Raw genomic sequence first — 25,176 nt, forward strand, 5'->3', positions numbered from 1 at the left:
CCTCTAGCGCCGATGGTACTTGGACCGCAGGGTCCTGGGAGAGTAGGACGCCGCCAAGCGAACTCTTTCATCATACATAGAAAACAGGCTCTGCTTGTTAATGTTGTACGATGAATTGCATTTGCTCTGCAAATGCATATATTCCCTGATAGCTCAGTTGGTAGAGCACTCGACTGTTAATCGAGTTGTCACAGGTTCGAGCCCTGTTCGGGGAGCCATTAAGGCCCGTTGGTCAAGGGGTTAAGACACCTCCCTTTCACGGAGGTAACAGGGGTTCGAATCCCCTACGGGTCATATAAGTTGGAGGCTTAGCTCAGCTGGGAGAGCATCTGCCTTACAAGCAGAGGGTCGGGGGTTCGATCCCCTCAGCCTCCACCATATAAACTTTATAACGACGCGGGGTGGAGCAGCCCGGTAGCTCGTCGGGCTCATAACCCGAAGGCCGCAGGTTCAAATCCTGCCCCCGCAATTATACTTTCCTTTGAGAAAGTGATCTGGAACCGTGGTGTAGTTGGCCTAACATGCCTGCCTGTCACGCAGGAGATCGCGGGTTCGAATCCCGTCGGTTCCGCCATTTTTATATTTATTAATACCGTATGCGGAAGTGGCTCAGCGGTAGAGCATCGCCTTGCCAAGGCGAGGGTCGCGGGTTCGATTCCCGTCTTCCGCTCCAATATTTGCGCCCTTAGCTCAGCTGGATAGAGCGTTTGACTACGAATCAAAAGGCCGGGAGTTCGAATCTCTCAGGGCGCGCCATTATAACTTCAAATTTGCCGGCGTGGCGGAATGGCAGACGCGCTCGACTCAAAATCGAGTGGGAAACCGTGGAGGTTCGAGTCCTCTCGCCGGTATATATAACGGGATGTAGCTCAGCTTGGTAGAGCACCTGGTTTGGGACCAGGGGGTCGCATGTTCAAATCGTGTCATCCCGATCTCTAAAAACACTATCTATAATTAGATAGTGTTTTTTTATATTTATCTATATAAGATTCTATAAATGCAGGTTCCGGTATTCACTATGACAAGTTCTCTAACCTAACACATGTGTGTTCCTTCTTCAGCGATAAGTTAGTTGTGCATAAAGCCTCAGTCTTTAGGTCACAATAGGTTTAAAAAGTGATAGAAGGGGTTCATGTGAACACGTTTAACTTCAGAAAACAATTCAAGAGACGCTGGCGACGGTGGAAACGAACAGTATGGATGACGGCGGCTCTGCTTGCAGTTACGATATTGGCTTATAGCGGGTTGTCCATCTCATCGGCGATTGAGCGTTTGCTGACAACTAATTTTAGTGAGGCAACCAGTGTGATGGGGCCTGTTACGCAGGAAACAAGATCTGAACAGGAGATTCAGGCGTTAGTAGAGCAACTTGATTCTGATCCGGATCATTTGACAAGTGTGGTTTTGGAAACACAGTACATCTGCGGAGTGGAGACAGAGCAGTTAGGCAAGATGGCTAGACCGCAGTTGAAGATGCTCCTTGCTCAACATCCGGAATGGGATGCTACCGTCGGAACATCAGATGAGTTGCATTTGAAGCAACGTGTAGATGATCTTTCACCGCTTTGTAAACAGCAGGCTTATATCAGCATAGATGCTGTAGGGAACCTTAATTTGTACGAGGGTAAGCCGGCAAAAGAGAAGGTTATTCGTACGTTCTTTCAATTGGATGTTGGGACGTTGGAAAGTTCTTTGCCTGAAGGGGTGCTGGATCAATTGCAGCAGGGGATTCGGATTCAGGACAAGGATGAGTATGATAGCGTGATCTCTACGTTCAGTGACTACGCCGTGGATGAAGATCATCATTTAATCCATAATGGCGGGTAATCCAAACGTCCTCACCTACAGTACTAAGATTGTGAAGTACTGAAACGATGGTGAAATGGTGGCAATAGCAATAACATTGATGGTTTAGGGAACCAAGCGTTACACCCAAATATATGTGGAATATGATGAAGGACATCGAAGAGATGTCCTTTTTGTCGTTTATACTGAAATAGTTGAAAATACGAATAAACATGTAAAAATTCCGCGAATAAAGACGAGTAATCAGTTAGACAAAGTTTTTCCTGCCGCAGGGTCTATCTTTTGTTATAATGAAATGAACGATACATATGTTCGCTTTTGTGAGGGAGAGATGGTTTTGCGTTTTTTGGGAATTGACCCGGGTATTGCGATTGTTGGTTTTGGTTTTGTGGATAAAATCGGCAGTAAGGTGGTACCCGTACAATATGGATGTATTCAGACGGAAGCTCATACCCCTGAAGAGGAACGGTTGCTTCACGTATATGAAGGTATGGTGCAATTGATTGATAAATACAAACCTGACGCAGTAGCGCTAGAGAAACTTTTTTTCAACCGGAACGTTACAACAGCAATGTCTGTCAGTCAGGCGAGAGGCGTTATGGTACTCGCTGCCGCGCAGAAGGGTTTACCTATTGCAGAGTATACGCCAATGCAGATCAAGCAGGCTGTTGTGGGGTACGGTAAAGCGGAGAAGAAGCAAGTACAGGAGATGGTCAAAATGTTCTTGCGTCTTCAGGTCGTTCCTAAGCCGGATGACGTAGCGGATGCATTGGCTGTAGCCGTGTGCCACGCACACTCTTATACATTAAATTCCAAGTTGAATGAGGTATTGCGAAAATGATTGATTTTCTAAGAGGACAGTTCATTCATGTAGAGAATGATTATATTGTGCTGGATGTTCATGGTGTAGGGTATCGCGTATTCTGTCCGAATCCATTTGCGTTTGCCAAGCAAGAAGGCGAAATTACGGTGTACACTCACCATCATGTGCGTGAGGATGCGATGTTGCTGTTTGGATTTGTTACCCGGGATGAGCAGCGTTTGTTCCGTAAACTGATTGAAGTATCCGGTATCGGTCCAAAAGTAGCTCTGGGCATACTCGCTGGAGGTACACCAGAACATGTGGTTACGGCGATTTATCAGGAGAATCTTACGTTCTTGACCAAATTGCCAGGCATCGGCAAGAAGACTGCACAACGCATGATTCTGGATCTCAAGGATAAGCTGGATAGCTTTGGTGCGGCAGCTTATGCAACAGGTTTGTTCGCTCCTCCATCGGAAGAGTCGGGAAGTGGTTCAGCCTGGGATGAGGCACGTGAAGGTCTCAAGGCACTTGGGTATACTGACAGTGAGCTTGATAAAGTATGGCTCAAATTGAAAAAGGATGTTACTACAGCAGATTCCGTTGATGTGTTGATGAAAAAGGCGCTGCAAATGCTGTTTACGGGATAATACAAATTGCATATTCTAATATAGCTGTAGCCTGCAAAAAAAGGTAGGGATGAACATGGATGATCGGATTATTTCCGCGAACCTGATGATGGAGGACCAAAATGTTGAGTTGAGTCTTCGTCCCCGGTATCTGAATGAATATATCGGACAGAATCAGGTGAAGGAAAATTTAAAGATATATATTGAAGCTGCCAAATTTCGTAATGAGGCATTGGATCACGTTTTGTTATATGGCCCACCTGGACTGGGTAAAACAACACTTGCCAATATTATTGCCAACGAACTGGGCGTTAATTTACGAACTACGTCAGGCCCGGCTATTGAACGCCCGGGTGATCTTGCAGCATTGTTAACCAATCTGCAGGAAGGCGATGTCCTGTTTATTGATGAGATTCATCGTTTGCATCGTACAGTTGAAGAAGTCATGTACCCCGCTATGGAAGATTCCGCATTGGACATTATGATTGGTAAAGGTCCAAGTGCACGTTCCGTTCGGCTGGATCTGCCGCCATTCACTCTGATTGGGGCTACAACGCGTGCTGGCTTGCTGTCTGCTCCACTTCGAGACCGATTTGGTGTTATCAGTCGATTGGAATTCTACACAGTTGATGAGCTGGCTTATATCGTCTCACGCTCTACCGAAATTTTGGGTGTGGAAATTGTGGGGGATGCTGCGCAAGAGATTGCTTTGCGCTCACGTGGGACACCGAGGATCGCGAACCGTTTGTTAAAACGAGTACGTGACTTTGCACAGGTGCGTGGTGACGGGATTATAACACAGACACTGGCGGAAGAAGCGTTGCAACGTCTCCAGATTGATCCGCGTGGCCTGGATGAGATCGATCATAAGATGCTCAAATCGATGATCAACAGCTTCCGGGGAGGTCCGGTAGGGTTGGATACCATTGCTGCTACAATTGGTGAAGAAAGTCAGACGATCGAGGATGTTTATGAACCGTATCTGCTTCAGATTGGTATGATTCAGCGTACACCAAGGGGCAGGATCGTAACAGATCTAGCCTATCATCATTTGGGTCTACCTGTTCCACCAAGAGACGGAAAATAATAGAGCCTGGTGAAAGTCCACGATTCGAACGTTTACCAATTGAAGGTTCACCATAAACATTGAAATATTACGTGTGTTAATCCGATATAAAGTGAAGGCAATGCATGGAGAGGAGTCTGATTGTGGGAAAAGCAATACGAACGAAGAAGTGGAGTCGTCGATTGAAGGTACTGGCGGCAGCTCTTTTGACAGTGGGTTGTCTGCAAGTGCCTGCATATGCAGCAGGAAATGATGGACAGACGATCCGGGTAGCCTTGTTTGCGAATCTGGGCAGTACGTATAAATCAACTACATCACTCATTACGCTTGAATCGACCGGACAATGGAGCATCCAATCGGAGAGTGGCGCAAATGTAAGCCTTCCGGCAGGGCAAGTTCGTTTCAGTGCAGATGGTTTCAGAGTGAAAGTGTTGGAAACAGCGGATTTCAAGGCAGCATCTGCAGCAGCAAAATTGTTGCAGGCAACCGCGGATAAGCCGTTGTTGTTCACAACGTCTGTGAATGGAAATGCCATTTACCAGCTCTACACAGGCAATTATGCAACGGAGGCACTGGCTGGACAAGCTGTTACACGGGTACAAAAGGCAGCAGCAGCTCAATTGGCTGGTCAAAAGCCAACTGTGACCGGAAGTAAGCGCCTGTCTGCTGGAACGTATGGTTCACTTCAGGAAGCAGAGGCAGCGCAAGCCAACCTTTTATCAACAGGAGTTAGTAGTGCTTATCCGGTCCTTCAACTGAGTGGAGGAAGCCAAGCATATGCAGTATGGGTGGGTGAAGCTTCAACGGATGCGGAATTAACCGCATTAAAGAACAGTGTGGAAGCCAAAGCTCCGGGGGTAAGCCTTTCACCTGTCAACAATAGTGCAGGGCTCATCATCCGCCAGGATGCAGGATTAAGTACGGATGCACTCAAAACAGCTCCCCATTACACCATTGCAGGTACTGAATCCAAAGCATTGGTACAAGGGAATGGGAATGGTATCAAAGTAGTGGAACGTTCCCAGCGAACGTATCGTGGAGATATGGAAATCAGCATCGTAAGTGGTGATCTGGCGTTGGTCAATGTCGTTCCACTGGAGCAATACCTGTACTCTGTCGTAGGGGCAGAGGTGTATTCCTCCTGGCCTGCTGAAGCTCTGAAAGTTCAAGCCGTAGCTGCCCGATCCTACGCGCTTCAACAGGGTGAACGTTTCAAAATTGCCAATGTTGTGGATACAACGCTCAGCCAAGCCTATAACGGGATTGGTTCGGAGAACGATAAAGTAACCAGCGCAGTAGATGCAACTGCTGGAGAAGTAGTCAAGAGCGGTGGGAAAATTATCGAAGCGGTGTTCTCCTCCAATGCGGGCGGACAGACCGCTCATCCTTCTGAGGTATGGAACGGCGGAGCAGGTGTGTTCACCAATGTGGTTAGCTCAGGGGATACATCAGCCCAGGCAGGATTACATACGTGGTACCATGTGCTGCTGAGTTCAGGCGTTAGCGGGTACATTCGTGAGGATAACATCAAAGAATTAACGACCAAGACCAATGCGGGACTGGCCAAAGTGACGGTAACGGCTCAGAACACCAATGTACGTGCCATTCCGTTAATTCAATCCACCGTTGAACCTGTAGCCAAAATGAATCCAGGCAACGAAGCTGTTGTACTGGCAAAAGTGGCTCAATCGAATGATTATGCTTGGGTGAGAGGACCTTTCACGTCTGCACAGTTGGTTAAATCCCTTCAGGGTAAAACAACAGCGTCTGTTCCTGCTTCAATCTCAACCTTGGAAGTGACCAAGCGTGGACCTTCCGGAAGAGCACTTGAAGTCACTGCCAACGGACAGGCTATGACGGTGAAATATGCCGATACATACCGCTCTGCGCTTGGTGGATTACCGAGCACTTTATTTGATATTGCAGGAACCGGAAGTTATACTGTATTAGGCGCTGACGGCAAAACAGCCAGCAAAACCGGTTCTAATGGTGCTGCTGTAATGTCTGCCTCTGGTACAGGCTCATCATCCGGTAATGCCCTTGTGGTGATGAGTGGTGATGGTCAAGCGAGAGCGGTAACGCAGGGTCAGACCTTCATGTTCATCGGTCAGGGCAATGGCCACGGATTGGGCTTGTCCCAATGGGGAGCCAAAGGCATGGCAGATGAGGGGTATGATTACCAGGCAATATTGAAACACTATTATCAAAATGCGACTATTGTTAAGGAATGAAACTAAATGAATGTGAACTTATATGATTTTGAATTACCGGAGCAATTGATAGCACAGACGCCGTTGCTTGATCGCACGGCATCCCGTTTGCTTACCTTGAACAAAGATAGTGGTGAGATTAATCATCAAACATTTCCTGATATTATCGATTTTCTGAATCCCGGCGATACATTGATTCTGAATGATACACGTGTTCTTCCAGCTCGTCTGTTTGGTACAAAAGAAGATACAGGAGCAAAAGCGGAAGTGCTATTGCTTAAAAATGTGGAAGGCGACAAGTGGGAAGCACTGGTTAAGCCGGGTAAAAAGCTGAAAGCCGGTTCGGTCATCGTATTCGGTGAGGAACTGAAGGCAATCATTGAAGAAGAGGGCGAGATGGGGGCACGTACGCTTACGTTTACGTATGATGGAATCTTCCAGGAGATTCTGGACCGTTTGGGTGAGATGCCGTTGCCACCTTATATCAAGGAGACATTGGATGACCGCGAACGGTATCAGACCGTGTATGCCAAGCATGAAGGATCGGCTGCTGCACCTACAGCGGGACTGCACTTTACGGATGAATTGTTGGATCAGATTCGTGCCAAAGGTGTTAATGTGGCCTTCATCACGCTTCATGTAGGACTGGGAACATTCAGACCAATGTCGGTAGACGTTGTAGAAGATCATGTCATGCATGAGGAGTATTACTCCTTGTCACAAGAAACAGCAGACCTGATTAACCAGACCAAAGAGAATGGACACCGTGTTTTTGCGGTTGGTACAACCAGTTGCCGGACTCTGGAAACGGTAGGCAGCAAATTTGAAAATGGAATACTGCAAGCGAGCAGCGGATGGACCAGCATTTTCATCTACCCAGGCTATTCCTTCAAAGTGATCGATGGGATGCTTACGAATTTTCATCTCCCGAAATCCACGTTGGTTATGTTGGTTAGTGCACTAGCAGGCAGGGAACATATTATGCAGGCATATGAGGAAGCCATCCAAGAGAAATACCGGTTCTTCAGCTTCGGCGATGCCATGTTGATATATTAGTATAACGGTATAACGATTAACTTTTAGAGGATGATTAAAACCAATGGCAGCAATTACGTATGAACATATCAAAACTTGCAAACAATCCGGTGCACGTCTGGGACGTGTACATACACCTCACGGTATTATTGAGACACCAACCTTTATGCCTGTAGGGACACAGGCGACTGTCAAAACAATGAGCCCTGAAGAGTTGAAAGAAATGGATGCTCAGATTATTTTGAGTAATACCTATCACCTGTTTCTAAGACCAGGACATGAAATCATCCGTGAAGCTGGCGGATTGCACAAATTCATGAACTGGGATCGTCCAATTCTGACGGACAGCGGCGGATTCCAAGTGTTTTCTCTCAGCGAGATGCGCAAAATTACGGAAGAAGGCGTTAACTTCCGTTCTCATCTGAATGGAGACAAGAAGTTCCTTTCTCCTGAAGTGGCGATGGAAATCCAGAACGCACTTGGCTCCGATATTATGATGGCGTTTGATGAATGCCCACCGTATCCGGCTGAATATGAATATGTAAAAAAATCACTCGAAAGAACAAGCCGCTGGGCGGAACGTTGTCTCGAAAGTCACGCTCGTCCGCATGACCAAGGTCTGTTTGCCATCGTACAGGGAGGCATGCATGAGGATCTTCGCCGTCAGAGCGCCGCAGATTTGACTTCCATGGATTTCCCGGGGTATGCTATTGGTGGACTGAGTGTTGGAGAACCGAAACATTTGATGTATGGTGTATTGGATTATACGTTACCTTTGTTGCCATCCAATAAACCACGTTATTTGATGGGGGTAGGTTCGCCCGATGCGTTGATTGAGGGATCAATTCGTGGAGTGGACATGTTCGATTGTGTTCTGCCAACCCGGATTGCCCGTAACGGAACAACAATGACCAGCCAAGGACGTCTGGTAGTTCGCAATGCCAAGTTTGCAACAGATTTTGGACCATTAGATCCTGAATGTGATTGCTACACTTGCCGCAACTATTCCAGAGCTTATCTGCGTCATTTGATCAAAGCAGATGAAACATTTGGCCTGCGTTTGACAACGATCCATAATCTTCATTTCTTGCAGAATTTGATGCGTAACGTACGTAAAGCCATTATGGAAGATCGTTTGCTTGATTTCCGGGATGAATTTTTCGATCAATATGGTCTTCATGACAATGACAAAGGTTTCTGATTCAAGTTTTGCGGAAGCCGGCGTAACAAGTAATATCTGTACGTATAGTCGATAAGGGGGAGTTTTGAATGTTTCAAGGAATGCCTCTAGCAGGAGCGCAAGGCGGTGGAATCGTATCTTTGATTGTACCTTTAGTACTCATGGTTGCGATTTTCTACTTCTTAATGATTCGTCCACAGAACAAAAAGCAAAAGCAACGGAATTCCATGCTGAGCCAGTTGAAAAAAGGCGATAAAATTGTAACGATTGGTGGCCTTCACGGAACGATCGCTGAGATTACGGACGATGTGGTTGTATTGCGTGTAAACGATGTAACTAAGCTTACATTTGACCGCAATGCAATCAGCACGGCCGTAGCTCGTGATACGGCTGTTGAATAGTTACTGTAACATAGAATAATAAGGGTACGTTTGTGGCGTATTCACTAGTAGAGAACCGGATCTCCCTGGAGACACCGGTTCTCTTTTTTGATTTATGAGTGAAGGTCGATGTTCTTTACCAGTCAGTTAGGAGCGATGCGTATTTACACCGAATATGCCACCGAGAGCTGAAATGAAAAACGCGCTAAGCAGTTGTAGACTATCCTTCCAATTAAACGAAGCATCCAGCGCGAGAAATCCGATCAACAGCACAAGGAGTCCATATACGATTCCGGTAATCCCTCCGTAGTACCATCCTTTTTCACCAGAACGTTTGCCTGCCACAAAACCACCAACCAATAATGACAAGCCATGAACAACATAGGTATACAACGAGAGGTCCTGTTCCCGCATTCCGCTCATCCAGAGAAACAAGGAGAGAATAAATGCCCCGATAAACATCCATACAAAAGCCTGACAGAGGCCTGACAGAATCGGATTGGACACTCGAAACGAAACCAAGCGGCGGATCAATTGCATGAAGCAACCCCCTTGTACAAGTTATAAGTTAATACAGTGTATGGTCAAGCTTTCGGACTTATGAACTGTTTTCCATTAAATGAACGGATTATTTCTGCATGAGCATGTAAGGTTCAGGTCAAAATAGGGATTGCACTACCCAGCTAACTGTTAAAAACTCAGTTTCGAAGGAGGACCCCTGTTGTGAACTTCCCAGATGTCGGATCACATATCTTTCGAACCATTCTCATGTACTTTTTGGTGTACTGTGCAATGAGGGTTATGGGTAAACGTGAGATCGGTAAGCTATCCATGTTTGATCTTGTCGTGTCCATTATGCTTGCTGAAATGGCTGCTTTTGTCATTGAAGATATTGATAAACCGCTCTCTCACGGGATTGCCCCCATGCTTACCTTGATCATTGTACAGATCGGAATGGCCTTTATAGGTCTTAAAAGTCGGCGTCTTCGCCTGATAATTGATGGCAAACCTACTGTTTTGATCTCCAAAGGCGTCCTTCACCGGGATGAGATGCGGAAGCAACGCTATAATCTGGATGATCTATTGCAACAACTCCGTGAACAGAATGTAGACAGTATCGGTGAGGTTGATTTCGCTATTTTGGAGACCACAGGCAAGCTGACCGTGTTTCCCAAGGATGAGAATATTTCTAACGACAGCAATTCTTCCGGTTCTGACTCAGAAGATTCTTCTTCCAGTAAATCCAAAACGGGAAAAAACCAGATTGACGGATCTCCAAATATCAAATTTCCAAATATTAAATATGAAGGTCTGCCACTACCCTTAATTATGGACGGAAAGGTTCAGGATCAGAATCTTGAGATCATTCAGAAAACGAGATTTTGGCTGAAAAATCAAATTCAATATAACGGAATTCTGGATTTCAAGGATGTATTTATATGTTCCATTGACCACAATGGGAAGATATATGTCAGTCCAAAAGATGATAAAAAATGAAAATCATTTGCCTGACCGGCGCTTGAACCATGAACCAATCAAAGGAACACGGGACAGATCATGAAAGTCAATCATTTTGGTCCAGCCCATGACGATGAAATACACGATAAGCCCGACAAAAGGAGCGAGAAGCATCCTTACCCAAAAAGGCAATATCATGGCAGTCTCTTCGTATACAAGTAGGGTCGCTGCTCCCATGATAAACATTCCTGCACCCGTCTTGACCCAATCCATCATTTTGAAGCGGAACTGTAGCAGGCTACGTACGCTTTGGGCATGCAACAGGGTAACTACCGTAGAATTCACACAGATGGCGATGACTGCACCGAAGATGCCATATTCAGGCTGGGAAGCAAGCGTTAAAATCATCGTGATTTTGATAACAGCACCGATAAACGTATTTAGCAATGCTTTACCTGGACGGTCAAGAGCTTGTAATGCAGCTTGAAGAGGAGCTTGAATATAAATGAACAAAGCAAAAGGAGCCATTAGCTTCAGCATGCTTCCGATCGATGCATCATTATACAGAACAAGACACATCGGTTCGGCAAGCACATACATAAACACGGAAAACGGAGCACCTGTCACAAGTGCCAAACGTAAGGCCTGATGCATTCTTTTGTGAATCAGTGCGCGATCTCCCTGAGCAGAAGCTTCGGACAGTGAAGGCACAAGTGATGTCGCGAGCGATGAGGTTAGTGCCCCCGGCAGCAGCAGCAAAGGAATAATCATACCTTGTAATGCACCATATTGTGCTGTAGCGAGCCCTTTGGATATGCCTGCCAGAGCCAGACTCTGGGCAGTAACGATGGTTTCGGCCAGATAGGATAAGGAGCCAACCAATCGGCCTGCTGTAACAGGAATAGAGATTGCAAGCAAACGCCGGATTAATCCCGGCTGTGGAGTACCCGTTTCTTTCAGAACTGAAGGTATTGGGTTTAAAGGTTTGGCTGTGAGATTGGACATGTTCTGTTGCATAGCGAGCGGTAACTCTTTCTTCTGCCTGTTATACTTCCACAAGAGTACAAGCATACCGCCGAATTCTCCAACGAGCGCGCCCAGCATGGCACCAGCAGCAGCTTGGGCAATACCGTGGGGGAGGAGAAGCCAGGCAAACCAAATGACACAGACGATACGAATGATGGTTTCAACAATGGATGAAATGGCAGTAGGCATCATATTTTGCTTGCCTTGGAAGTACCCTCTGTAGACAGCAGATACGGCGATAATGGCAATCATGGGGCTCATACTAACGAACGTATGGTACACCCGCTCATCAGTGAGCACGTACTTGGTAACCCAGGGTGCAAACAGGATGCACAAAAACATGAATACAACACCAAGGGTCAACGTAAAACTTAAGCTTACTTGCAGGATTCGCTGGGGAGAATAACGATTGGCACCGGTATCAGCTTCGGCAACGAGCTTGGCTACGGCGAGCGGAATACCACCCGTAATTAATGTCACCAGTACGATAAAAAAGGGATAGCTCAATTGGTAGATGCCAACACCTTCTGCACCGATGACTCGTGGCAGCGCAATGCGCGGTATGAAACCAAGTATTCGATTAATTATGCCTGCCGCGAGCAGGATCATGGCCCCCTGAATAAATGTCTGTTTCTTCAAGACTACCCCTCTTTCCCGGTTGAAAGTACAGGCTATCAACATAAACGGGACAAAGCCGTTGTTCTTCATCCTATGCCAGTCCTTTATCTTCTCATGACAACTTGGACACGATTAACAAAAAGAACCATAATCAGCAAGAAGGAATATGATTAGGTGAAGTCGAATCATGTAATATTGATGCCGCATAAAGGCTTGGATGTACGAAGGGAGGCTCCCCGTTGGAAGAAATGAATGATGTGGAGTTGGAACAGTCAATAGAGATGCTCTGCCGTAGCAAGGCGGAGGAATTAAGGCTTGTCGGTTACGAATATGTCACCAGCAAAGATGTCTGGAATTGCGTCAGTCATAAATATGAAAAACAGGGCATTCCACCGCTTCACCAGCTGGTGAACGACATTTTGTCACTGAAAGCAACAAGCTTTATGAACTTTATGACCGTGTCTGCATACCGGGGGTCCTCTTTCTAGACGAAAGGGATCTTTTTTGTTGAAAATTGACTGCTTTTTACGGCATCGCTATAATAGGAATATTGAGAACGAAAGGGGATCTAGGAACGGCATGAAAAGAATTATCAGTTTCATTCTGGTCGTGCTTGTCACCACAGGGGTAATGGTGGGAACAAGCCCGGAACTGCTCAAAAATATACGCTTGGGCCTTGATTTAAAGGGAGGCTACGAGATTTTATATGAAGCAGAGCCGCTCGAAGCAGGTCAACAAGTAACGAAAGCATCTTTGGTGCAAACGGCCAAAAGCCTTGAAAGCCGCGCCAATGCGCTTGGAACAAGCGAACCGGAGGTAACCACTGAAGGAAGCAACCGGATTCGATTGAAGTTGGCAGGGGTTACGGATGAGGCTGAAGTTAGAGCCAAAATGAAAGAACCTGCTGTTTTGACCTTCCGTAGTAAAGCAGAGAACGACAAGGAAGGCGAATACACCAAAATTGAGCTTCGCGGAAATGAATTTGTTGAGAATGCAGCCAAAGTTGTGTTCACTCAATTGAATGAGCCGATGATTGACATTCAAGTGAAAGACAAAGCCAAATTTTCCGAGATTACCAAACGTTTGATCGGACAACCTCTCGCTATTTATTTGGACGATGAGCTTCTATCTGCTCCAACCGTTAGACAACAGTTGACAGATGGTTCCGCTCAGATTTCGGGTGCTTACACACGTGACGAAGCAAACCAGCTTCGTGACACCATTAACCTGGGTGCATTGCCACTGAAACTTACAGAGAAGTATTCACAAAGTGTTGGTGCAACACTTGGTAAGCTTTCTTTGGATCAGACTATTAAAGCGGGATTGATTGGTTCCGTTATTATTCTAGTGTTCATGATTGGGCTTTATCGCATTCCTGGTATTATTGCGAGTTTTGCCTTGATTACACATACGTGGCTGGTACTTGCAATCTTCTATTTAGGAGAATTCGTGCTTACCCTTCCAGGTATTGCGGCGTTTATCCTGGGTATAGGGATGGCGGTGGATGCCAATATCATCACGTACGAACGGATTAAAGAAGAGATGCGCAGTGGTAAGTCGATCTTGTCTTCGGTTAAAGCGGGTGGTAAACATTCCTTCCGGACAATCATTGACTCCAATGTCACTACCATTATTGCGGCCGCTGTTATGTTCTTCCTGGGTACAGGTGCGGTTAAAGGTTTTGCACTCGTGCTGATCTTTGATATTGTCACCAGTATCATCACGAATATTTTCTTCTCCCGCTTCCTGTTGACCCTGCTCGTACGGGCTAACGTGTTGAAGAAGCCTAAGTACTTCGGAGTGAAGGAGAGTGAAATTCGTGCGCTTTAATTGGAATTTTGATTATATTAAAGGAAGTAAAATTGCCTATACATTCTCGATCATTTTAACTGTGGTAGGGATTATCAGTTTGCTCTCACTTGGATTAAACTACGCCGTTGACTTCCGTTCAGGATCAAATGTGGATATTACCGTATCCAAAGCAGTTACAACGGAGCAAATCAATCCAATCGTGAATGAACTGGGTGTTGACACAAAGGAAGTCCAGATTACAACTGGATCTGATCGGGTTAATATTCGATTCTCGAACGTACTGGATGAAAACCAAGAAAGCAAATTCAAGCAAGAATTTAGCAAACTGGATGAGACTGCTTCTTATGAAGTGAATACCGTTGATCCAGAAATGGCCAAAGAGCTTGAGCGTAATGCAATCTATGCGGTGCTGATTGCCAGTATCGGAATCATGATCTATGTTGCGATTCGATTCGAATGGCGATTCGCTTTGGCAGCAGTTGTTTCCATATTCCATGATGCCTTCGTAGTTATAAGTGTATTTTCTATATTCCGTCTTGAAGTGAATCTGACCTTTATTACGGCAGTGTTAACCATTGTCGGATTCTCGATCAACGATACGATCGTTATCTTTGACCGGATTCGGGAGAATCTGCGTTTCGCCAAAAAATCAACGAAAGCTGATTTGCGTGAAGTGGTGAATCATAGTTTAGCCCAAACGATGACGCGCTCGCTGAATACAACATTTACTGTATTTGTTGCTTCACTCTGTTTGTTTATTTTTGGCGGAGAGTCGATTCGTATGTTCTCTCTGGCGATGGTGATCGGAACATTCTTCGGTGCCTATTCTTCAATCTTTATTGCAGCTCCATTATGGTTTACGCTCAAAGGTAAACAAACGAACAAACCTAAGACAGTAGCTAAAGAATCTAACTAAACATTTTATTGTGAAGCCGCGTCTGCCAGGCGCGGTTTTGCAACTTTATGTACAGAATTAAGGGGGAATATTCATGACCAGAGAACATATCCCATCTGCCCAGGCTGCCACATGGAGCGGTATTGCTGGTAATATGGGACTTGCGGTGATCAAGGCGGGAGTCGGTTATATGGCAAACAGCAAATCATTGCTCGCTGACGGCTTGTATTCTGCTTCTGAAGCTGGTTCTGCCCTGGCAGGTCTCTTTCCCTCCAAGTCTGTACGTGATAAGAGCAAGGCTCGCAGGGGACGGTTTAAAGAACATTCAAGTGTTGCTAGACCCGGAATCTCAGTATTGTTATCTGTGCTGATTCTCATGGGTGGATTACAGCTTGCCATCTCCGCATTGGGCAGTCTCTCCGGAAGTGAACCGGAAGCACCCGGCAAGTCGGTACTTTTGGTGGCTGTTGCAGCTTTGGCTGTGAAAGAAGCGATTTTTCAATTTCAGTACAGATATTTCCGTAAACGAAACCAGTCTCAGGCGCTGGCCTATGCACAGCAACATCGCCGTGCACTCTATTGTTCGCTCACCGTGTTAATCGGCATTATAGGATCGATGGCTGGTGAAGAAACGGGTTTGAGCATGCTGCTCTACCTGGACCCCACAGCTGCGTTGATTGCTTCCTGTTTTGTGCTTCACAAGGGTTACCGAATGATTGTGGACACAGTCTATGGTTCACTCGTTCAGGAGTTGGAGCAGGAAGAAGCGTCAGATTTCAAAGAGACCGTACAGCGGGTATATGGCATCATTACCATTGAGCATTTGGTTGCACGTGAACAGGAACATGACGTTACGATTGAGCTGGTCATTAGTGTGAATCCGAGGATCTCGATACTGGAAGCACAGGAGATTGCAAATCGTGCCAAGACATTACTGCTCACCCGTTTCAGTCATGTGAAAGAAGTACAGATTCAAGCGATACCTTATGATCCAGGTTATCCCTATAAATCCAATCATGAACTGCCCGATCACGAAGCGACATTAATTCAGTAGTGAAGCGCGGGTCCAGTAGATCAGGAAAGGAGCGTTATCATTGCTTTATTCGCAATACCGGTGGAATACACCGAATATCGATTTGGAGGCGGCTGCGGGACTCTCGCAGGCGCTTTCCGTTTCACCCCTTGTTGGACGTTTGCTTGTGAGTCGAGGAGTGCACAATGAGAAGGAGGCCGAACGTTTTTTGCATCCTGACCTTAATCAGATGCATGATCCCTATCTGCTCCTCGGCATGAATGAAGCTGTGCCACGTATCAAACTGGCATTGGAGCGGGAAGAACATATTTTGATCTACGGGGATTATGACGCTGATGGCGTATCCAGCACATCGCTTATGATCCATTTGATGCGTCATCTTGGGGCTTCGTACGATATCTATATCCCTCATCGCTCGAATGAAGGGTATGGGTTGCACAACCATGCGTTGGATTGGGCCCATCAACAAGGCGTTTCATTGATTATTACCGTGGATACCGGAATCAGTGCTGTTGAACAGATTGCCTATGCGGCAACACTGGGAATTGAAGTCATTGTGACAGACCACCACGAGCCACCTGAAATTTTGCCAGAAGCCTTTACTCTTATTAATCCAAAACTTCCAGGATGTCCGTATCCTTTTAAAGGTTTGGCCGGAGCGGGAGTAGCCCTGAAACTTGCTCAGGCACTAATCGGGGAGGTACCCGGTGAATGGATGGAGATTGCCGCCATCGGTACCGTAGCCGATCTGATGCCTTTGGAAGGGGAGAACCGGGTTATCGTCAGTTATGGAATAGAATCGATGCGTGGTTCACGTCTACCCGGTGTGAGTGCATTGCTGGAAATCAGTGGAGTGGATCAGAGTCAGGTGACTTCAATTAATATTGCCTTTGCCATGGCACCTCGTATTAATGCCAGTGGACGTTTGGATCATGCCGGGAGAGCGGTATCACTTCTCACCACCGAGAATCTGGATGAAGCTCATACGCTTGCGGGCCAACTAGATCTATTGAATCGGGAGCGGCAGCAAGTCGTAGAGGGCATATTACAAGAAGCAACTGCACAGCTGGAACAAAAGATACAGCTACGTTCAGGATCCGTTCCAGATGTAATCGTATTGGCTGGTGAGGGCTGGAACGTTGGAGTGGTTGGTATTGTGGCGTCCAAATTGCTGGAGCGTTATTACCGACCTACACTTATCCTTGGGATCGATCCAGAGAGCGGTGTCTGCAAGGGCTCTGCGCGCTCCATTGAGGGCTTGGATATCTATCAGGCACTCACAGTCAATAAACACACTATGGACCATTACGGGGGACACCCTGCTGCAGCAGGTATGACCTTGCATCGGGAACAGCTGGAAGAACTTGAGGCTGGTTTGAATGAGTTTGCTGCATCTGTATTAACTGAAGAGGACTTTGTACCTCAACGTCTTGCGGATGATGAATGCAGAATCAGTGATGTTCCGCTGAAAGTGATCCAGGAGATCGACAGATTGCAGCCTTTTGGAATGAGCAATCCTTCGCCACGGTTTGTATTGAGAAGTGTGACTGTGAAGGAAACCAGAACGATGGGACGAGAGAAACGCCATCTGAAACTGGTTCTGGAACAGGATGGTCAGCAACTGGAAACCGTCGCTTTTGGCAAGGGAGCGTTAGCAGAATTTCTTCTCCCAGGTTCCGTTATTGATGTGATGGGAGAACTGTCCATCAATGAATGGAATGGAATGAGAAAACCTCAATTGATGCTTCAGGACATTCATGTTCCTCAGGTTCAAGTGTTTGATTTGCGCGGAAATGCCGAGCCATTAAATGCGATGAAACATTTCTTGAGCTCACTTGAGGTGCATCTGCGATATAAATCTGGTTCTGTTGGTGCAATTGTTCGGAAAGAAACAGACGTTTCCGAGGGAAATTCATTGTATGAACCTTGCCTTTGGGTATATGATAGAAAGGTCGGGTTATTTCCGTGTAATGCTGCTGCACAGCATTATGGACAGGAACAAGTCCGGACGTTATTTGTGTTTGATACGCCGGAAACCCCGGAACAACTTAATGCCATGCTGGCTTTGTTCAGTGGAGCTGAGAATATCATCCTTCTGCACGGATCAGGCAACCGCCGAGATCGCCTTCAGATGCCTTCCAGAGAACTCTTTAAGCGTATTTATATGCAGGTGTTGAAATGGAAAGCTGAACCCGTGGAGGAACAAGAGATTACTCCTGTGCTCAGTCGTCAGTGTAGTTGTTCGCCGCGCATGATTACGATGATGTTGGATGTATTCGAAGAGTTATCCTTCATTACCCGTGATAACGGCAAAATTACGTTTGTGGATAACCCGCCTAAGCGTGAACTAACCGCTTCACGTCACTATCAGGCGCTCGAAAATATGGCCGAGATAGAACAGGTGATGCTGGATGCAGCCACACCGCAACTGACACAATGGATGATATCCCGGATGAAGGGCGTATCTTAGATGGAAGTTTGTGTATTTATTTTAGGAGGAGATTATTTTGGATTTTAAAGATTATATTCGTGTCATCCCTGACTTTCCACAACCGGGAATCAGCTTTAAGGACATTACAACATTGTTGAAGGATGGAGAAATGTACCGCAATGCGATCAATGAACTGAAAGTGATGGTTTCTGATCTCAAAATTGACGTTATTGCTGGACCTGAAGCACGTGGTTTCGTTGTGGGCGCCCCTCTGGCATACGCTCTTGGTGTCGGTTTTGCTCCGATTCGCAAAAGTGGAAAACTGCCTGGAGAGACGATTGAAGTTGGTTATGATCTCGAGTATGGCAAGGATACACTCGCGATGCACACAGATGCGATTGAAAAAGGTCAAAATGTCCTGATCGCAGATGATCTGCTCGCAACGGGTGGAACGATTGCAACTTCCATCAACTTGATTGAACAATTGGGTGGGAACGTTGTTGGTGCTGCATTCCTGATCGAGCTGTCTGATCTGAATGGTCGTGCTAAGTTGCCTGGAAAAATCGATGTATTCACATTGATGAACTACTAAGTTTAAATCTCCACTTGGAGTGTTGTGATTAAAACCTGAATTGCTTTTCCGTTTCCCGGGAAATAATATACAGCATTAATGATTATAAAAAAGCCTGTTCTATCCAACCGTTAAGGTTGGATAGAACAGGCTTTTTTTGATTATATACGGTACAGTGAGATTAATCAGGCGTTTTTTCAGTGATAGGCTGTTTTTGCGAATCGTCATTCAACCAACCCATTACTTCAAACAGTTTGAACAACAAGCTCATCAGGATTCCGACGATGGTTGCCAGTGCCATCCCTTTCAGATGAACGCCGTAGAAGACAACCTCAGTACCACTCAGTCCAATGACCAGTACAAGTGTAGTAAGCAGTAAATTGGTCGGCTTGGCAAAGTCGACTTTCTGTTCAACCAGAATACGCAGACCCGATGCTGCAATAACTCCGAACAGAAGCAGGGATACCCCACCCATAACAGGCACAGGAATGTTAGCTACAAGTGCTGAGAACGTCCCTGAGAAGGAGAGCACGATTGCAATAACCGCTGCCCCACCAATGACGTATGTAGAGTATACGCGGGTCAGTGCCATAACACCGATGTTCTCACCATAGGTTGTATTGGGAGTAGATCCTACAAACCCGGAAAGAATGGTGGATACCCCGTTACCAAGCAGGGAACGATGGAGGCCTGGGTCTTTCGAAAGATCTTTGCCCACAATGCTGCTGGTTACAAGTAAATGTCCAATATGTTCTACGATAACGACAAGCGCTACAGGTAAAATGGTGAAAATGACGGACCAGTCAAATGTAGGTGTGGTTACAGTCGGTAGTGAGATGAAATCAGCTTGTCCAATAGCTTGTTTGTCTACGAGACCCATTAAACTACCCAATACATAACCGGATACAATTCCGATTAAAATATGAATGATTTTGGGGAAACCACGGAACGTCACGGCTCCAATGACAGTGATTCCGAGCGTGACCATAGAGAGAATAATGGGTTTTGCCTGAGGAAACCAGTTGGGGTTAGCTACAGGATCCGAATTAATTAATCCGGCCATACCAGCTGCAACGGGTACGAGTTCCAGACCGATCAGGGCAACAATGGCACCCATAACTGCTGGGGGAAAGACTACGTTAATCCATCCGGTACCAGCATATTTAATAATGAGGGCTACGAGGCAGAACACAATACCTGTAATGATAAAGGCGCCCAGTGCCATGGAGTAACCGTTACCTGGATTTTCTTTTAATACCATTGTGACAGGTGCAATAAAGGCAAAGCTTGATCCGAGATATGCTGGAATCTTACCTTTACACATCAGTATGTACAACAGTGTTCCAATCCCGTTCATCAGCAGGATCATACTTGGATCGACACCGAACAGGTTAGGTACAAGCACCGTGCTGCCAAACATGGCGAACAAATGCTGAAGGCTAAGCAGTGAACCTGAGCCAAGTGGCATCTTTTGATTAACCTGAATTTCGCGTTGCAATGAATTTCATCTCCTTTTCCGAAACACAAACTTTCAATAGATTACAGAGTTTCTCTTAATTAAGCAATAACATTTTTGACGTAGCAGAGCGATGGAATTTATATTTTCATGAATTTTCCTTCTATTTCAGCAAATAACGGCAATAATACATAAGAATTAAAGAAATACATTCAATCCCCTGTGAAGCATAGGGAAACGGGTTAACAGTAATACAGATCACCAATATAAAAATTGGATAAGCGCTCTTATTCGTCAGCAGTTGACGGGAAACGGGCGAAGCGTCATAATTATAGGAAATTACTTTTACGGGGAACCTGTGTTGCAGCACTGTCACGGGTTCCATTTGGTATAGAAAGGACACGGAACAGATCAGAATGGGCATAGAGCAATTACTCGAGAAGGCCGGGGCATATATCAAAGAACCCGATCTGGTGCGCATACGAGAAGCTTACGAATTTGCTGATCAGGCCCACCATGGACAGACGCGAAAATCGGGAGAACCGTATATTCTGCATCCGCTTGCGGTTGCCGACATTGTTGTGAACATGCAGATGGACACCATCTCCATAATAGCAGCGCTTCTTCATGATGTAGTAGAGGATACTACGGTCTCACTTGAAGAGATCCGCAATCATTTCGGCAATACGTGTGCCATGCTTGTTGACGGCTTGACGAAGCTGGAACGTATTAAGTTCCGCTCCAAGGAAGAACAGCAGAACGAGAACTACCGCAAAATGTTCATCGCCATGGCGCAGGACATCCGTGTCATCGTGATTAAATTGGCTGACCGTCTGCATAATATGCGGACACTCAAGTTTCAGTCGGAAGAAAGCCAGCGCCGAATTTCATATGAGACGCTGGAAATTTTCTGTCCGATTGCGAACCGTCTGGGGATCTCTGCGATCAAATGGGAAATGGAGGACATCGCCCTCCGTTATTTGAATCCGCAGCAATATTACCGTATTGCGAACCTGATGCACAAAAAGCGTGCCGAACGTGAGCAATATATTGATACGGTTATGGACGGAATTACGAACAAACTCGATGAGATGGGCATTCAGGCAGACCTTTCGGGCCGCCCGAAACATATCTACAGCGTGTTCAAGAAAATGACCACCAAAAACAAGCAGTTTAACGAAATTTATGATCTGCTTGCCATTCGTATTATTGTGGATAATATCAAGGATTGTTATGCTACCCTGGGAATTATACACACCTTATGGAAACCGATGCCTGGACGTTTTAAAGACTATATTGCGATGCCAAAGGCGAATATGTACCAATCGCTGCATACAACCGTAGTTGGTCCCAATGGCGAACCAACGGAAGTACAGATCCGGACATGGGATATGCACCGGACTGCTGAATTTGGTATCGCTGCTCACTGGGCATATAAGGAAGGCGCAGCGGCAGGTCCGCAATTCGAAGATAAAATTACGTTCTTCCGCGAAATTCTTGAACTCCAAAATGAAGCACAGGACGCGTCAGAATTCGTAGAATCGCTCAAAATGGATTTCTTCTCGGATCTGGTATTTGTATTTACGCCAAAAGGAGAAGTCATTGAATTGCCGATCGGCTCTGTTCCTTTGGATTTTGCTTATCGAATTCATACGGAGGTTGGTAATCGGACCATTGGTGCCAAAGTAAACGGTCGGATTGTTCCGCTTGATTATCATCTGAAGACAGGTGATATCATCGAAATTTTGACGTCCAAACATTCTTACGGACCGAGCCAGGACTGGATGAAAATTGCGAAATCTTCTCATGCACGAGCGAAGATCAAACAATGGTTCAAGAAGGAACGCCGTGAAGAAAACGTTGAAAAAGGTCGGGAAAGCTGTGAGCGTGAACTGAAACGTATGGGGCTTGATCCTTCTGCGTGGATGACGGATGACAAGTTGATGGAAGCTGCCAAAAAATATGCATTTAATGATATTGAGGACATGCTTGCGGCTGTTGGATTCGGTGGGATTACTGCTGCACAGATTGTAACCAAAGCAACCGAAAAACTGCGTAAAGAGCAGGAAGAATCCAGTTTGCTGGAATTAAATTCTGAGATGCGCGAGCTGAAACCTGCGCCTGAGCGCAGAAATCGACCAACCAACGGTATTCGTGTCAAAGGCATCGATAATCTGCTTGTTCGATTCGCACGATGCTGTAATCCTGTACCTGGAGATGACATTATCGGATACGTTACACGTGGACGCGGCGTTTCCGTACACCGTAGTGACTGTCCGAATATTCCTACAAGTGCAGACGGTGAAGAAGCAGCACGTGTTATAGAGGTCGAGTGGGAAGAGAATATCGAAGCAAGTTACAGTGTGGATATTGAGATTACAGGCCATGATCGGAATGGCTTGCTCAATGAGGTACTTCAGGCTGTATCTGAAAGTAAAACCAATATATCTGCCGTTACAGGACGGACAGATAAAAATAAATTAGCATTGGTGCACGTCACAATTCTGATTCGTAATACGGATCATCTGCAATCCGTTGTAGAACGGATCAAACGTGTGAAAGATGTCTATTCAGTGCATCGGATTATGCAGTAAGGAGCCTGTAAGATGAGGGTGCTTGTACAACGCTGTAAAGAGGCTCAGGTGACTGTGGGAGACGAGCTGACAGGTAAGATCGAATCCGGATTAATGCTGCTCGTAGGCATTACCCATGAGGACACCGGGAAGGATGCCCAGTATCTGGCTGACAAAGTTAGTGGGTTGCGGATATTTGAGGATGATCAGGAGAAGATGAATCTCAGCCTGCTTGATGTAGGCGGTGCTGTATTGTCTGTTTCCCAGTTTACCCTGTACGGAGATTGTCGCAAAGGAAAGCGCCCGAGCTTTGCGGCTGCGGCCCGACCTGAAGCGGCAGAACTGTTATATGAAACGTTTAATCAACTGCTACGGGATAAAGGTATTCAGGTGGAAACCGGGCGTTTCGGAGCGATGATGGATGTAACATTTACCAACTGGGGACCCGTGACTTTGATGCTTGAAAGTCCGGTTCGTCAGGAACTACGTGCATAATTTCATAGGGTTCAGGCCATAATGAGGGATAATTCGTTGATGACTATTTCATGATCAAAGGAGCATCCATCCAATTATGCGCCAATCTGCGAAAGAAACACGTACCCGTTCAGAACCTCTGTTACTCCCTGGCAACCTGTATGAATCATTGCACCTTGCCCGTTCGGCTGCTGAGTATGTTGCAACGATCTGGGCACTTCAGGATTCGGACAAAGGGAAGCAGAGTCATCTTCCGCGATCTTGAATGTTTACACAGGTATATAATTATCCGATATTTGGATCATACAGATTCTGAAAAAGTCCTGATTCCTTACCGAATCAGGACTTTTTGTCATGAGATGATCTTTTTAAATGTTCGTTTGATGACTTCGTTACAAAATGAAATTACATTGAATTGTTATAAATTGCTCTGGTGAGGGTAATAACAAAACGAGGCACAACGAAGTGCCATTGTACTGCAAGGCCCGATTCATAAAGAAAGTTCGAACACGGAAAGGAGAACATACATTATGAGTAAAGTTGCTTTTTTATTGGCGAATGACTTTGAAGATTCGGAGATGCAGGTTCCGTATGACGAAGTAAAAAAAGCTGGACACGAAGTGGAGATTATCGGATTAAAAGCCGGTGAGACCCTTAAAGGTAAAGGAGGAAAGGCCTCCTATACGACAGATAAGGCGATTGCTGACGCATCCGCTTCAGAGTATGATGCAGTCGTGATTCCTGGTGGATCATCCCCTGAGAATTTGCGATCTGATGCGCACATCTTGAAGTTTGTCACTGAGATCAACAGTGCGAAGAAACCAATCGCAGCGATATGTCATGGCCCGCAAATTTTGGCTAGTGCCGGTCTGTTGAAAGGCCGCACCATTACATCCTATCCACCACTTAAGGATGACATGGTAAACGCAGGAGCAGAGTTCAAGGATCATGAGGCCGTTGTGGATGGAAACTATATTACATCCCGAACACCTGAAGATGAGCCAGCGTTTGTACGTGAACTGCTAAAAGTAATATAACTTCAGCTAGTGAAACTGACATATATTGATGTATCTTAACTACGTTACATCGTGACGTTTACAAACTTCACGTTGCATTTCATTCCGAAAAAGGAGGGTTTGACATGACAAAACATATTCAGGCGTATTTTCGAACCGAGGACGAGGCAGAGGGAGCAAGAACTTCACTTCAGACGTTCCGTACAGAGCATTTGGAAGTAGGTCAACTTGATAGTGCGATAGGTAGAGACACGCGTGTTATGGTGCCACTGGTGCCTTATAATACAGCAGGTGGCGTAGGTACCAACGGAGCAATGGGTGTAGGTGCAGCCCCTGGTGTTCCAGCCAGCGAAAATGTGATCCCTGTGGTAGCCAATGTGGACCGTGATGCAGAACGGGATACTCGTGACAGAGTGAATGAGGATGGAGACCTGCTGCAAGCGGCGGATGTTTCTTCGGCCGATTATGATGATCTGCATTATGTTCTGTCTGCCAAAGTAAGGGATGAGGATTATGACGAGATTGTTCATAAGCTTCGTTCCAACCATGCCTATGTGGAAGATTTGAATTAACGTGTAGATACTTCATGGCCCTTGCACTGCTCGACCACACAGTCGAGTGATGTGCAAGGGCTTTTTAATCAGGAGGATATTAAAAAGTTAATTTATAAAGCGCTATCATTTTTGTAATATTACTGTAATATTA

The 25,176-nt window shown here is 45.9% G+C and carries 23 protein-coding genes and 9 tRNA genes; 29 read left to right on the top strand and 3 right to left on the bottom strand.

Going from position 1 to position 25,176, the window contains the following annotated elements:
• The first annotated feature begins 142 nt into the window (after nt 1-142).
• From IFU39_RS13805 to yajC, 17 genes are all read left to right on the top strand, one after another.
• A tRNA-Asn gene (locus IFU39_RS13805) sits at nt 143-218 on the top strand.
• A 4-nt stretch (nt 219-222) separates the two neighbouring features.
• Nucleotides 223-294: transfer RNA gene (locus IFU39_RS13810), tRNA-Glu, on the top strand.
• 8 nt (nt 295-302) lie between these two features.
• Nucleotides 303-378: transfer RNA gene (locus IFU39_RS13815), tRNA-Val, on the top strand.
• Between the two features lie 17 nt (nt 379-395).
• A tRNA-Met gene (locus IFU39_RS13820) sits at nt 396-469 on the top strand.
• Nucleotides 470-496: 27 nt separating this feature from the next.
• A tRNA-Asp gene (locus tag IFU39_RS13825) sits at nt 497-574 on the top strand.
• A 24-nt stretch (nt 575-598) separates the two neighbouring features.
• Nucleotides 599-673, top strand: a tRNA-Gly gene (locus IFU39_RS13830).
• A 6-nt stretch (nt 674-679) separates the two neighbouring features.
• A tRNA-Arg gene (locus IFU39_RS13835) sits at nt 680-756 on the top strand.
• Between the two features lie 16 nt (nt 757-772).
• A tRNA-Leu gene (locus IFU39_RS13840) sits at nt 773-851 on the top strand.
• Between the two features lie 7 nt (nt 852-858).
• Nucleotides 859-932, top strand: a tRNA-Pro gene (locus tag IFU39_RS13845).
• A gap of 202 nt (nt 933-1,134) precedes the next feature.
• Nucleotides 1,135-1,827, top strand: coding sequence for a BofC C-terminal domain-containing protein (locus IFU39_RS33410; protein WP_192133241.1), 693 nt, complete (start codon nt 1,135-1,137; stop codon nt 1,825-1,827).
• 316 nt (nt 1,828-2,143) lie between these two features.
• Nucleotides 2,144-2,647 (top strand): crossover junction endodeoxyribonuclease RuvC, encoded by a 504-nt coding sequence (gene ruvC / locus IFU39_RS13855; RefSeq protein ID WP_017686765.1) that lies wholly within the window; start codon nt 2,144-2,146, stop codon nt 2,645-2,647.
• Entirely contained in the window at nt 2,644-3,258 is a 615-nt protein-coding gene (gene ruvA / locus IFU39_RS13860) for a Holliday junction branch migration protein RuvA (RefSeq protein WP_036616866.1), read from the top strand. Before ruvC ends, ruvA begins: the two co-directional genes overlap by 4 nt.
• Nucleotides 3,259-3,313: 55 nt before the next feature.
• The gene (ruvB, locus tag IFU39_RS13865; protein ID WP_091020485.1) at nt 3,314-4,324 is read left to right on the top strand and encodes a Holliday junction branch migration DNA helicase RuvB; all 1,011 of its coding nucleotides are present in this window, start codon (nt 3,314-3,316) and stop codon (nt 4,322-4,324) included.
• Nucleotides 4,325-4,428: 104 nt separating this feature from the next.
• Entirely contained in the window at nt 4,429-6,534 is a 2,106-nt protein-coding gene (locus IFU39_RS13870) for a SpoIID/LytB domain-containing protein (RefSeq protein WP_197997792.1), read from the top strand.
• 6 nt (nt 6,535-6,540) lie between these two features.
• Nucleotides 6,541-7,569, top strand: coding sequence for a tRNA preQ1(34) S-adenosylmethionine ribosyltransferase-isomerase QueA (gene queA, locus IFU39_RS13875; RefSeq protein ID WP_091027605.1), 1,029 nt, complete (start codon nt 6,541-6,543; stop codon nt 7,567-7,569).
• Nucleotides 7,570-7,612: 43 nt separating this feature from the next.
• A complete protein-coding gene (tgt, locus tag IFU39_RS13880) occupies nt 7,613-8,749 on the top strand; it encodes a tRNA guanosine(34) transglycosylase Tgt (protein ID WP_036616872.1) in 1,137 nt (378 codons plus the stop codon).
• A gap of 68 nt (nt 8,750-8,817) precedes the next feature.
• Nucleotides 8,818-9,129, top strand: coding sequence for a preprotein translocase subunit YajC (gene yajC / locus IFU39_RS13885; protein ID WP_036616875.1), 312 nt, complete (start codon nt 8,818-8,820; stop codon nt 9,127-9,129).
• A 126-nt stretch (nt 9,130-9,255) separates the two neighbouring features.
• Here the strand turns inward: yajC and IFU39_RS13890 are convergent, their stop codons facing one another.
• Nucleotides 9,256-9,648: a TIGR04086 family membrane protein gene (locus tag IFU39_RS13890; protein ID WP_091020482.1), complete on the bottom strand. Its 393-nt coding sequence runs from the start codon at nt 9,646-9,648 to the stop codon at nt 9,256-9,258.
• A gap of 228 nt (nt 9,649-9,876) precedes the next feature.
• Between IFU39_RS13890 and IFU39_RS13895 the strand changes: the two genes are divergently transcribed.
• Nucleotides 9,877-10,605, top strand: a complete 729-nt coding sequence (locus IFU39_RS13895; RefSeq protein WP_105601856.1) for a YetF domain-containing protein — start codon at nt 9,877-9,879, stop codon at nt 10,603-10,605.
• Between the two features lie 3 nt (nt 10,606-10,608).
• Here IFU39_RS13895 and spoVB read toward each other — a convergent pair whose 3' ends face one another.
• The gene (gene spoVB, locus IFU39_RS13900; protein ID WP_192133245.1) at nt 10,609-12,231 is read right to left on the bottom strand and encodes a stage V sporulation protein B; all 1,623 of its coding nucleotides are present in this window, start codon (nt 12,229-12,231) and stop codon (nt 10,609-10,611) included.
• A 227-nt stretch (nt 12,232-12,458) separates the two neighbouring features.
• Between spoVB and IFU39_RS13905 the strand changes: the two genes are divergently transcribed.
• The 6 genes from IFU39_RS13905 to IFU39_RS13930 all read left to right on the top strand — a co-directional run bounded on the left by IFU39_RS13905 (nt 12,459) and on the right by IFU39_RS13930 (nt 18,973).
• The gene (locus IFU39_RS13905; protein ID WP_036617497.1) at nt 12,459-12,698 is read left to right on the top strand and encodes a post-transcriptional regulator; all 240 of its coding nucleotides are present in this window, start codon (nt 12,459-12,461) and stop codon (nt 12,696-12,698) included.
• Nucleotides 12,699-12,789: 91 nt separating this feature from the next.
• A complete protein-coding gene (secD, locus tag IFU39_RS13910; RefSeq protein ID WP_091020478.1) occupies nt 12,790-14,040 on the top strand; it encodes a protein translocase subunit SecD in 1,251 nt (416 codons plus the stop codon).
• Nucleotides 14,030-14,938, top strand: a complete 909-nt coding sequence (secF, locus tag IFU39_RS13915; RefSeq protein ID WP_091020476.1) for a protein translocase subunit SecF — start codon at nt 14,030-14,032, stop codon at nt 14,936-14,938. Before secD ends, secF begins: the two co-directional genes overlap by 11 nt.
• A gap of 73 nt (nt 14,939-15,011) precedes the next feature.
• Nucleotides 15,012-15,971, top strand: a complete 960-nt coding sequence (locus IFU39_RS13920; RefSeq protein ID WP_091020475.1) for a cation diffusion facilitator family transporter — start codon at nt 15,012-15,014, stop codon at nt 15,969-15,971.
• Between the two features lie 40 nt (nt 15,972-16,011).
• On the top strand, nt 16,012-18,420 hold the full coding sequence (recJ, locus tag IFU39_RS13925) for a single-stranded-DNA-specific exonuclease RecJ (protein WP_105601832.1): 2,409 nt from the start codon (nt 16,012-16,014) through the stop codon (nt 18,418-18,420).
• 37 nt (nt 18,421-18,457) lie between these two features.
• Entirely contained in the window at nt 18,458-18,973 is a 516-nt protein-coding gene (locus tag IFU39_RS13930) for an adenine phosphoribosyltransferase (RefSeq protein ID WP_192133247.1), read from the top strand.
• A gap of 160 nt (nt 18,974-19,133) precedes the next feature.
• On the opposite strand, the gene uraA is transcribed toward IFU39_RS13930, so the two are convergent.
• Entirely contained in the window at nt 19,134-20,450 is a 1,317-nt protein-coding gene (uraA, locus tag IFU39_RS13935) for a uracil permease (RefSeq protein WP_091020470.1), read from the bottom strand.
• A gap of 374 nt (nt 20,451-20,824) precedes the next feature.
• Here uraA and IFU39_RS13940 point away from each other — a divergent pair, with 374 nt between their 5' ends.
• From IFU39_RS13940 to IFU39_RS13960, 5 genes are all read left to right on the top strand, one after another.
• Entirely contained in the window at nt 20,825-23,002 is a 2,178-nt protein-coding gene (locus IFU39_RS13940; RefSeq protein WP_091020468.1) for a RelA/SpoT family protein, read from the top strand.
• Nucleotides 23,003-23,014: 12 nt separating this feature from the next.
• Nucleotides 23,015-23,476, top strand: a complete 462-nt coding sequence (dtd, locus tag IFU39_RS13945) for a D-aminoacyl-tRNA deacylase (protein WP_192133249.1) — start codon at nt 23,015-23,017, stop codon at nt 23,474-23,476.
• A 76-nt stretch (nt 23,477-23,552) separates the two neighbouring features.
• The gene (locus IFU39_RS13950) at nt 23,553-23,720 is read left to right on the top strand and encodes a hypothetical protein (RefSeq protein WP_017686784.1); all 168 of its coding nucleotides are present in this window, start codon (nt 23,553-23,555) and stop codon (nt 23,718-23,720) included.
• A gap of 265 nt (nt 23,721-23,985) precedes the next feature.
• On the top strand, nt 23,986-24,492 hold the full coding sequence (locus IFU39_RS13955) for a type 1 glutamine amidotransferase domain-containing protein (RefSeq protein WP_091020462.1): 507 nt from the start codon (nt 23,986-23,988) through the stop codon (nt 24,490-24,492).
• 104 nt (nt 24,493-24,596) lie between these two features.
• The gene (locus IFU39_RS13960; protein ID WP_091020461.1) at nt 24,597-25,043 is read left to right on the top strand and encodes a hypothetical protein; all 447 of its coding nucleotides are present in this window, start codon (nt 24,597-24,599) and stop codon (nt 25,041-25,043) included.
• Nucleotides 25,044-25,176: the final 133 nt, after the last annotated feature.

Origin of the sequence: Paenibacillus sp. CFBP 13594 (assembly GCF_014842675.1) — a bacterium.
GTDB lineage: Bacteria > Bacillota > Bacilli > Paenibacillales > Paenibacillaceae > Paenibacillus > Paenibacillus amylolyticus_B.

Bases quoted from the DNA above. Each gene is read 5' to 3' on its own strand.
- IFU39_RS13960 (WP_091020461.1), top strand. From the start codon at position 24,597: ATGACAAAACATATTCAGGCGTATTTTCGAACCGAGGACGAGGCAGAG.
- IFU39_RS13870 (WP_197997792.1), top strand. From the start codon at position 4,429: ATGGAGAGGAGTCTGATTGTGGGAAAAGCAATACGAACGAAGAAGTGG.
- IFU39_RS13920 (WP_091020475.1), top strand. From the start codon at position 15,012: ATGACCAGAGAACATATCCCATCTGCCCAGGCTGCCACATGGAGCGGT.
- ruvB (WP_091020485.1), top strand. From the start codon at position 3,314: ATGGATGATCGGATTATTTCCGCGAACCTGATGATGGAGGACCAAAAT.
- dtd (WP_192133249.1), top strand. From the start codon at position 23,015: ATGAGGGTGCTTGTACAACGCTGTAAAGAGGCTCAGGTGACTGTGGGA.
- IFU39_RS13950 (WP_017686784.1), top strand. From the start codon at position 23,553: ATGCGCCAATCTGCGAAAGAAACACGTACCCGTTCAGAACCTCTGTTA.
- tgt (WP_036616872.1), top strand. From the start codon at position 7,613: ATGGCAGCAATTACGTATGAACATATCAAAACTTGCAAACAATCCGGT.
- IFU39_RS13940 (WP_091020468.1), top strand. From the start codon at position 20,825: ATGGGCATAGAGCAATTACTCGAGAAGGCCGGGGCATATATCAAAGAA.
- IFU39_RS13895 (WP_105601856.1), top strand. From the start codon at position 9,877: ATGTACTTTTTGGTGTACTGTGCAATGAGGGTTATGGGTAAACGTGAG.
- ruvA (WP_036616866.1), top strand. From the start codon at position 2,644: ATGATTGATTTTCTAAGAGGACAGTTCATTCATGTAGAGAATGATTAT.
- secD (WP_091020478.1), top strand. From the start codon at position 12,790: ATGAAAAGAATTATCAGTTTCATTCTGGTCGTGCTTGTCACCACAGGG.
- IFU39_RS13955 (WP_091020462.1), top strand. From the start codon at position 23,986: ATGAGTAAAGTTGCTTTTTTATTGGCGAATGACTTTGAAGATTCGGAG.
- IFU39_RS13905 (WP_036617497.1), top strand. From the start codon at position 12,459: ATGAATGATGTGGAGTTGGAACAGTCAATAGAGATGCTCTGCCGTAGC.
- queA (WP_091027605.1), top strand. From the start codon at position 6,541: ATGAATGTGAACTTATATGATTTTGAATTACCGGAGCAATTGATAGCA.
- IFU39_RS13890 (WP_091020482.1), bottom strand. From the start codon at position 9,648: ATGCAATTGATCCGCCGCTTGGTTTCGTTTCGAGTGTCCAATCCGATT.
- yajC (WP_036616875.1), top strand. From the start codon at position 8,818: ATGTTTCAAGGAATGCCTCTAGCAGGAGCGCAAGGCGGTGGAATCGTA.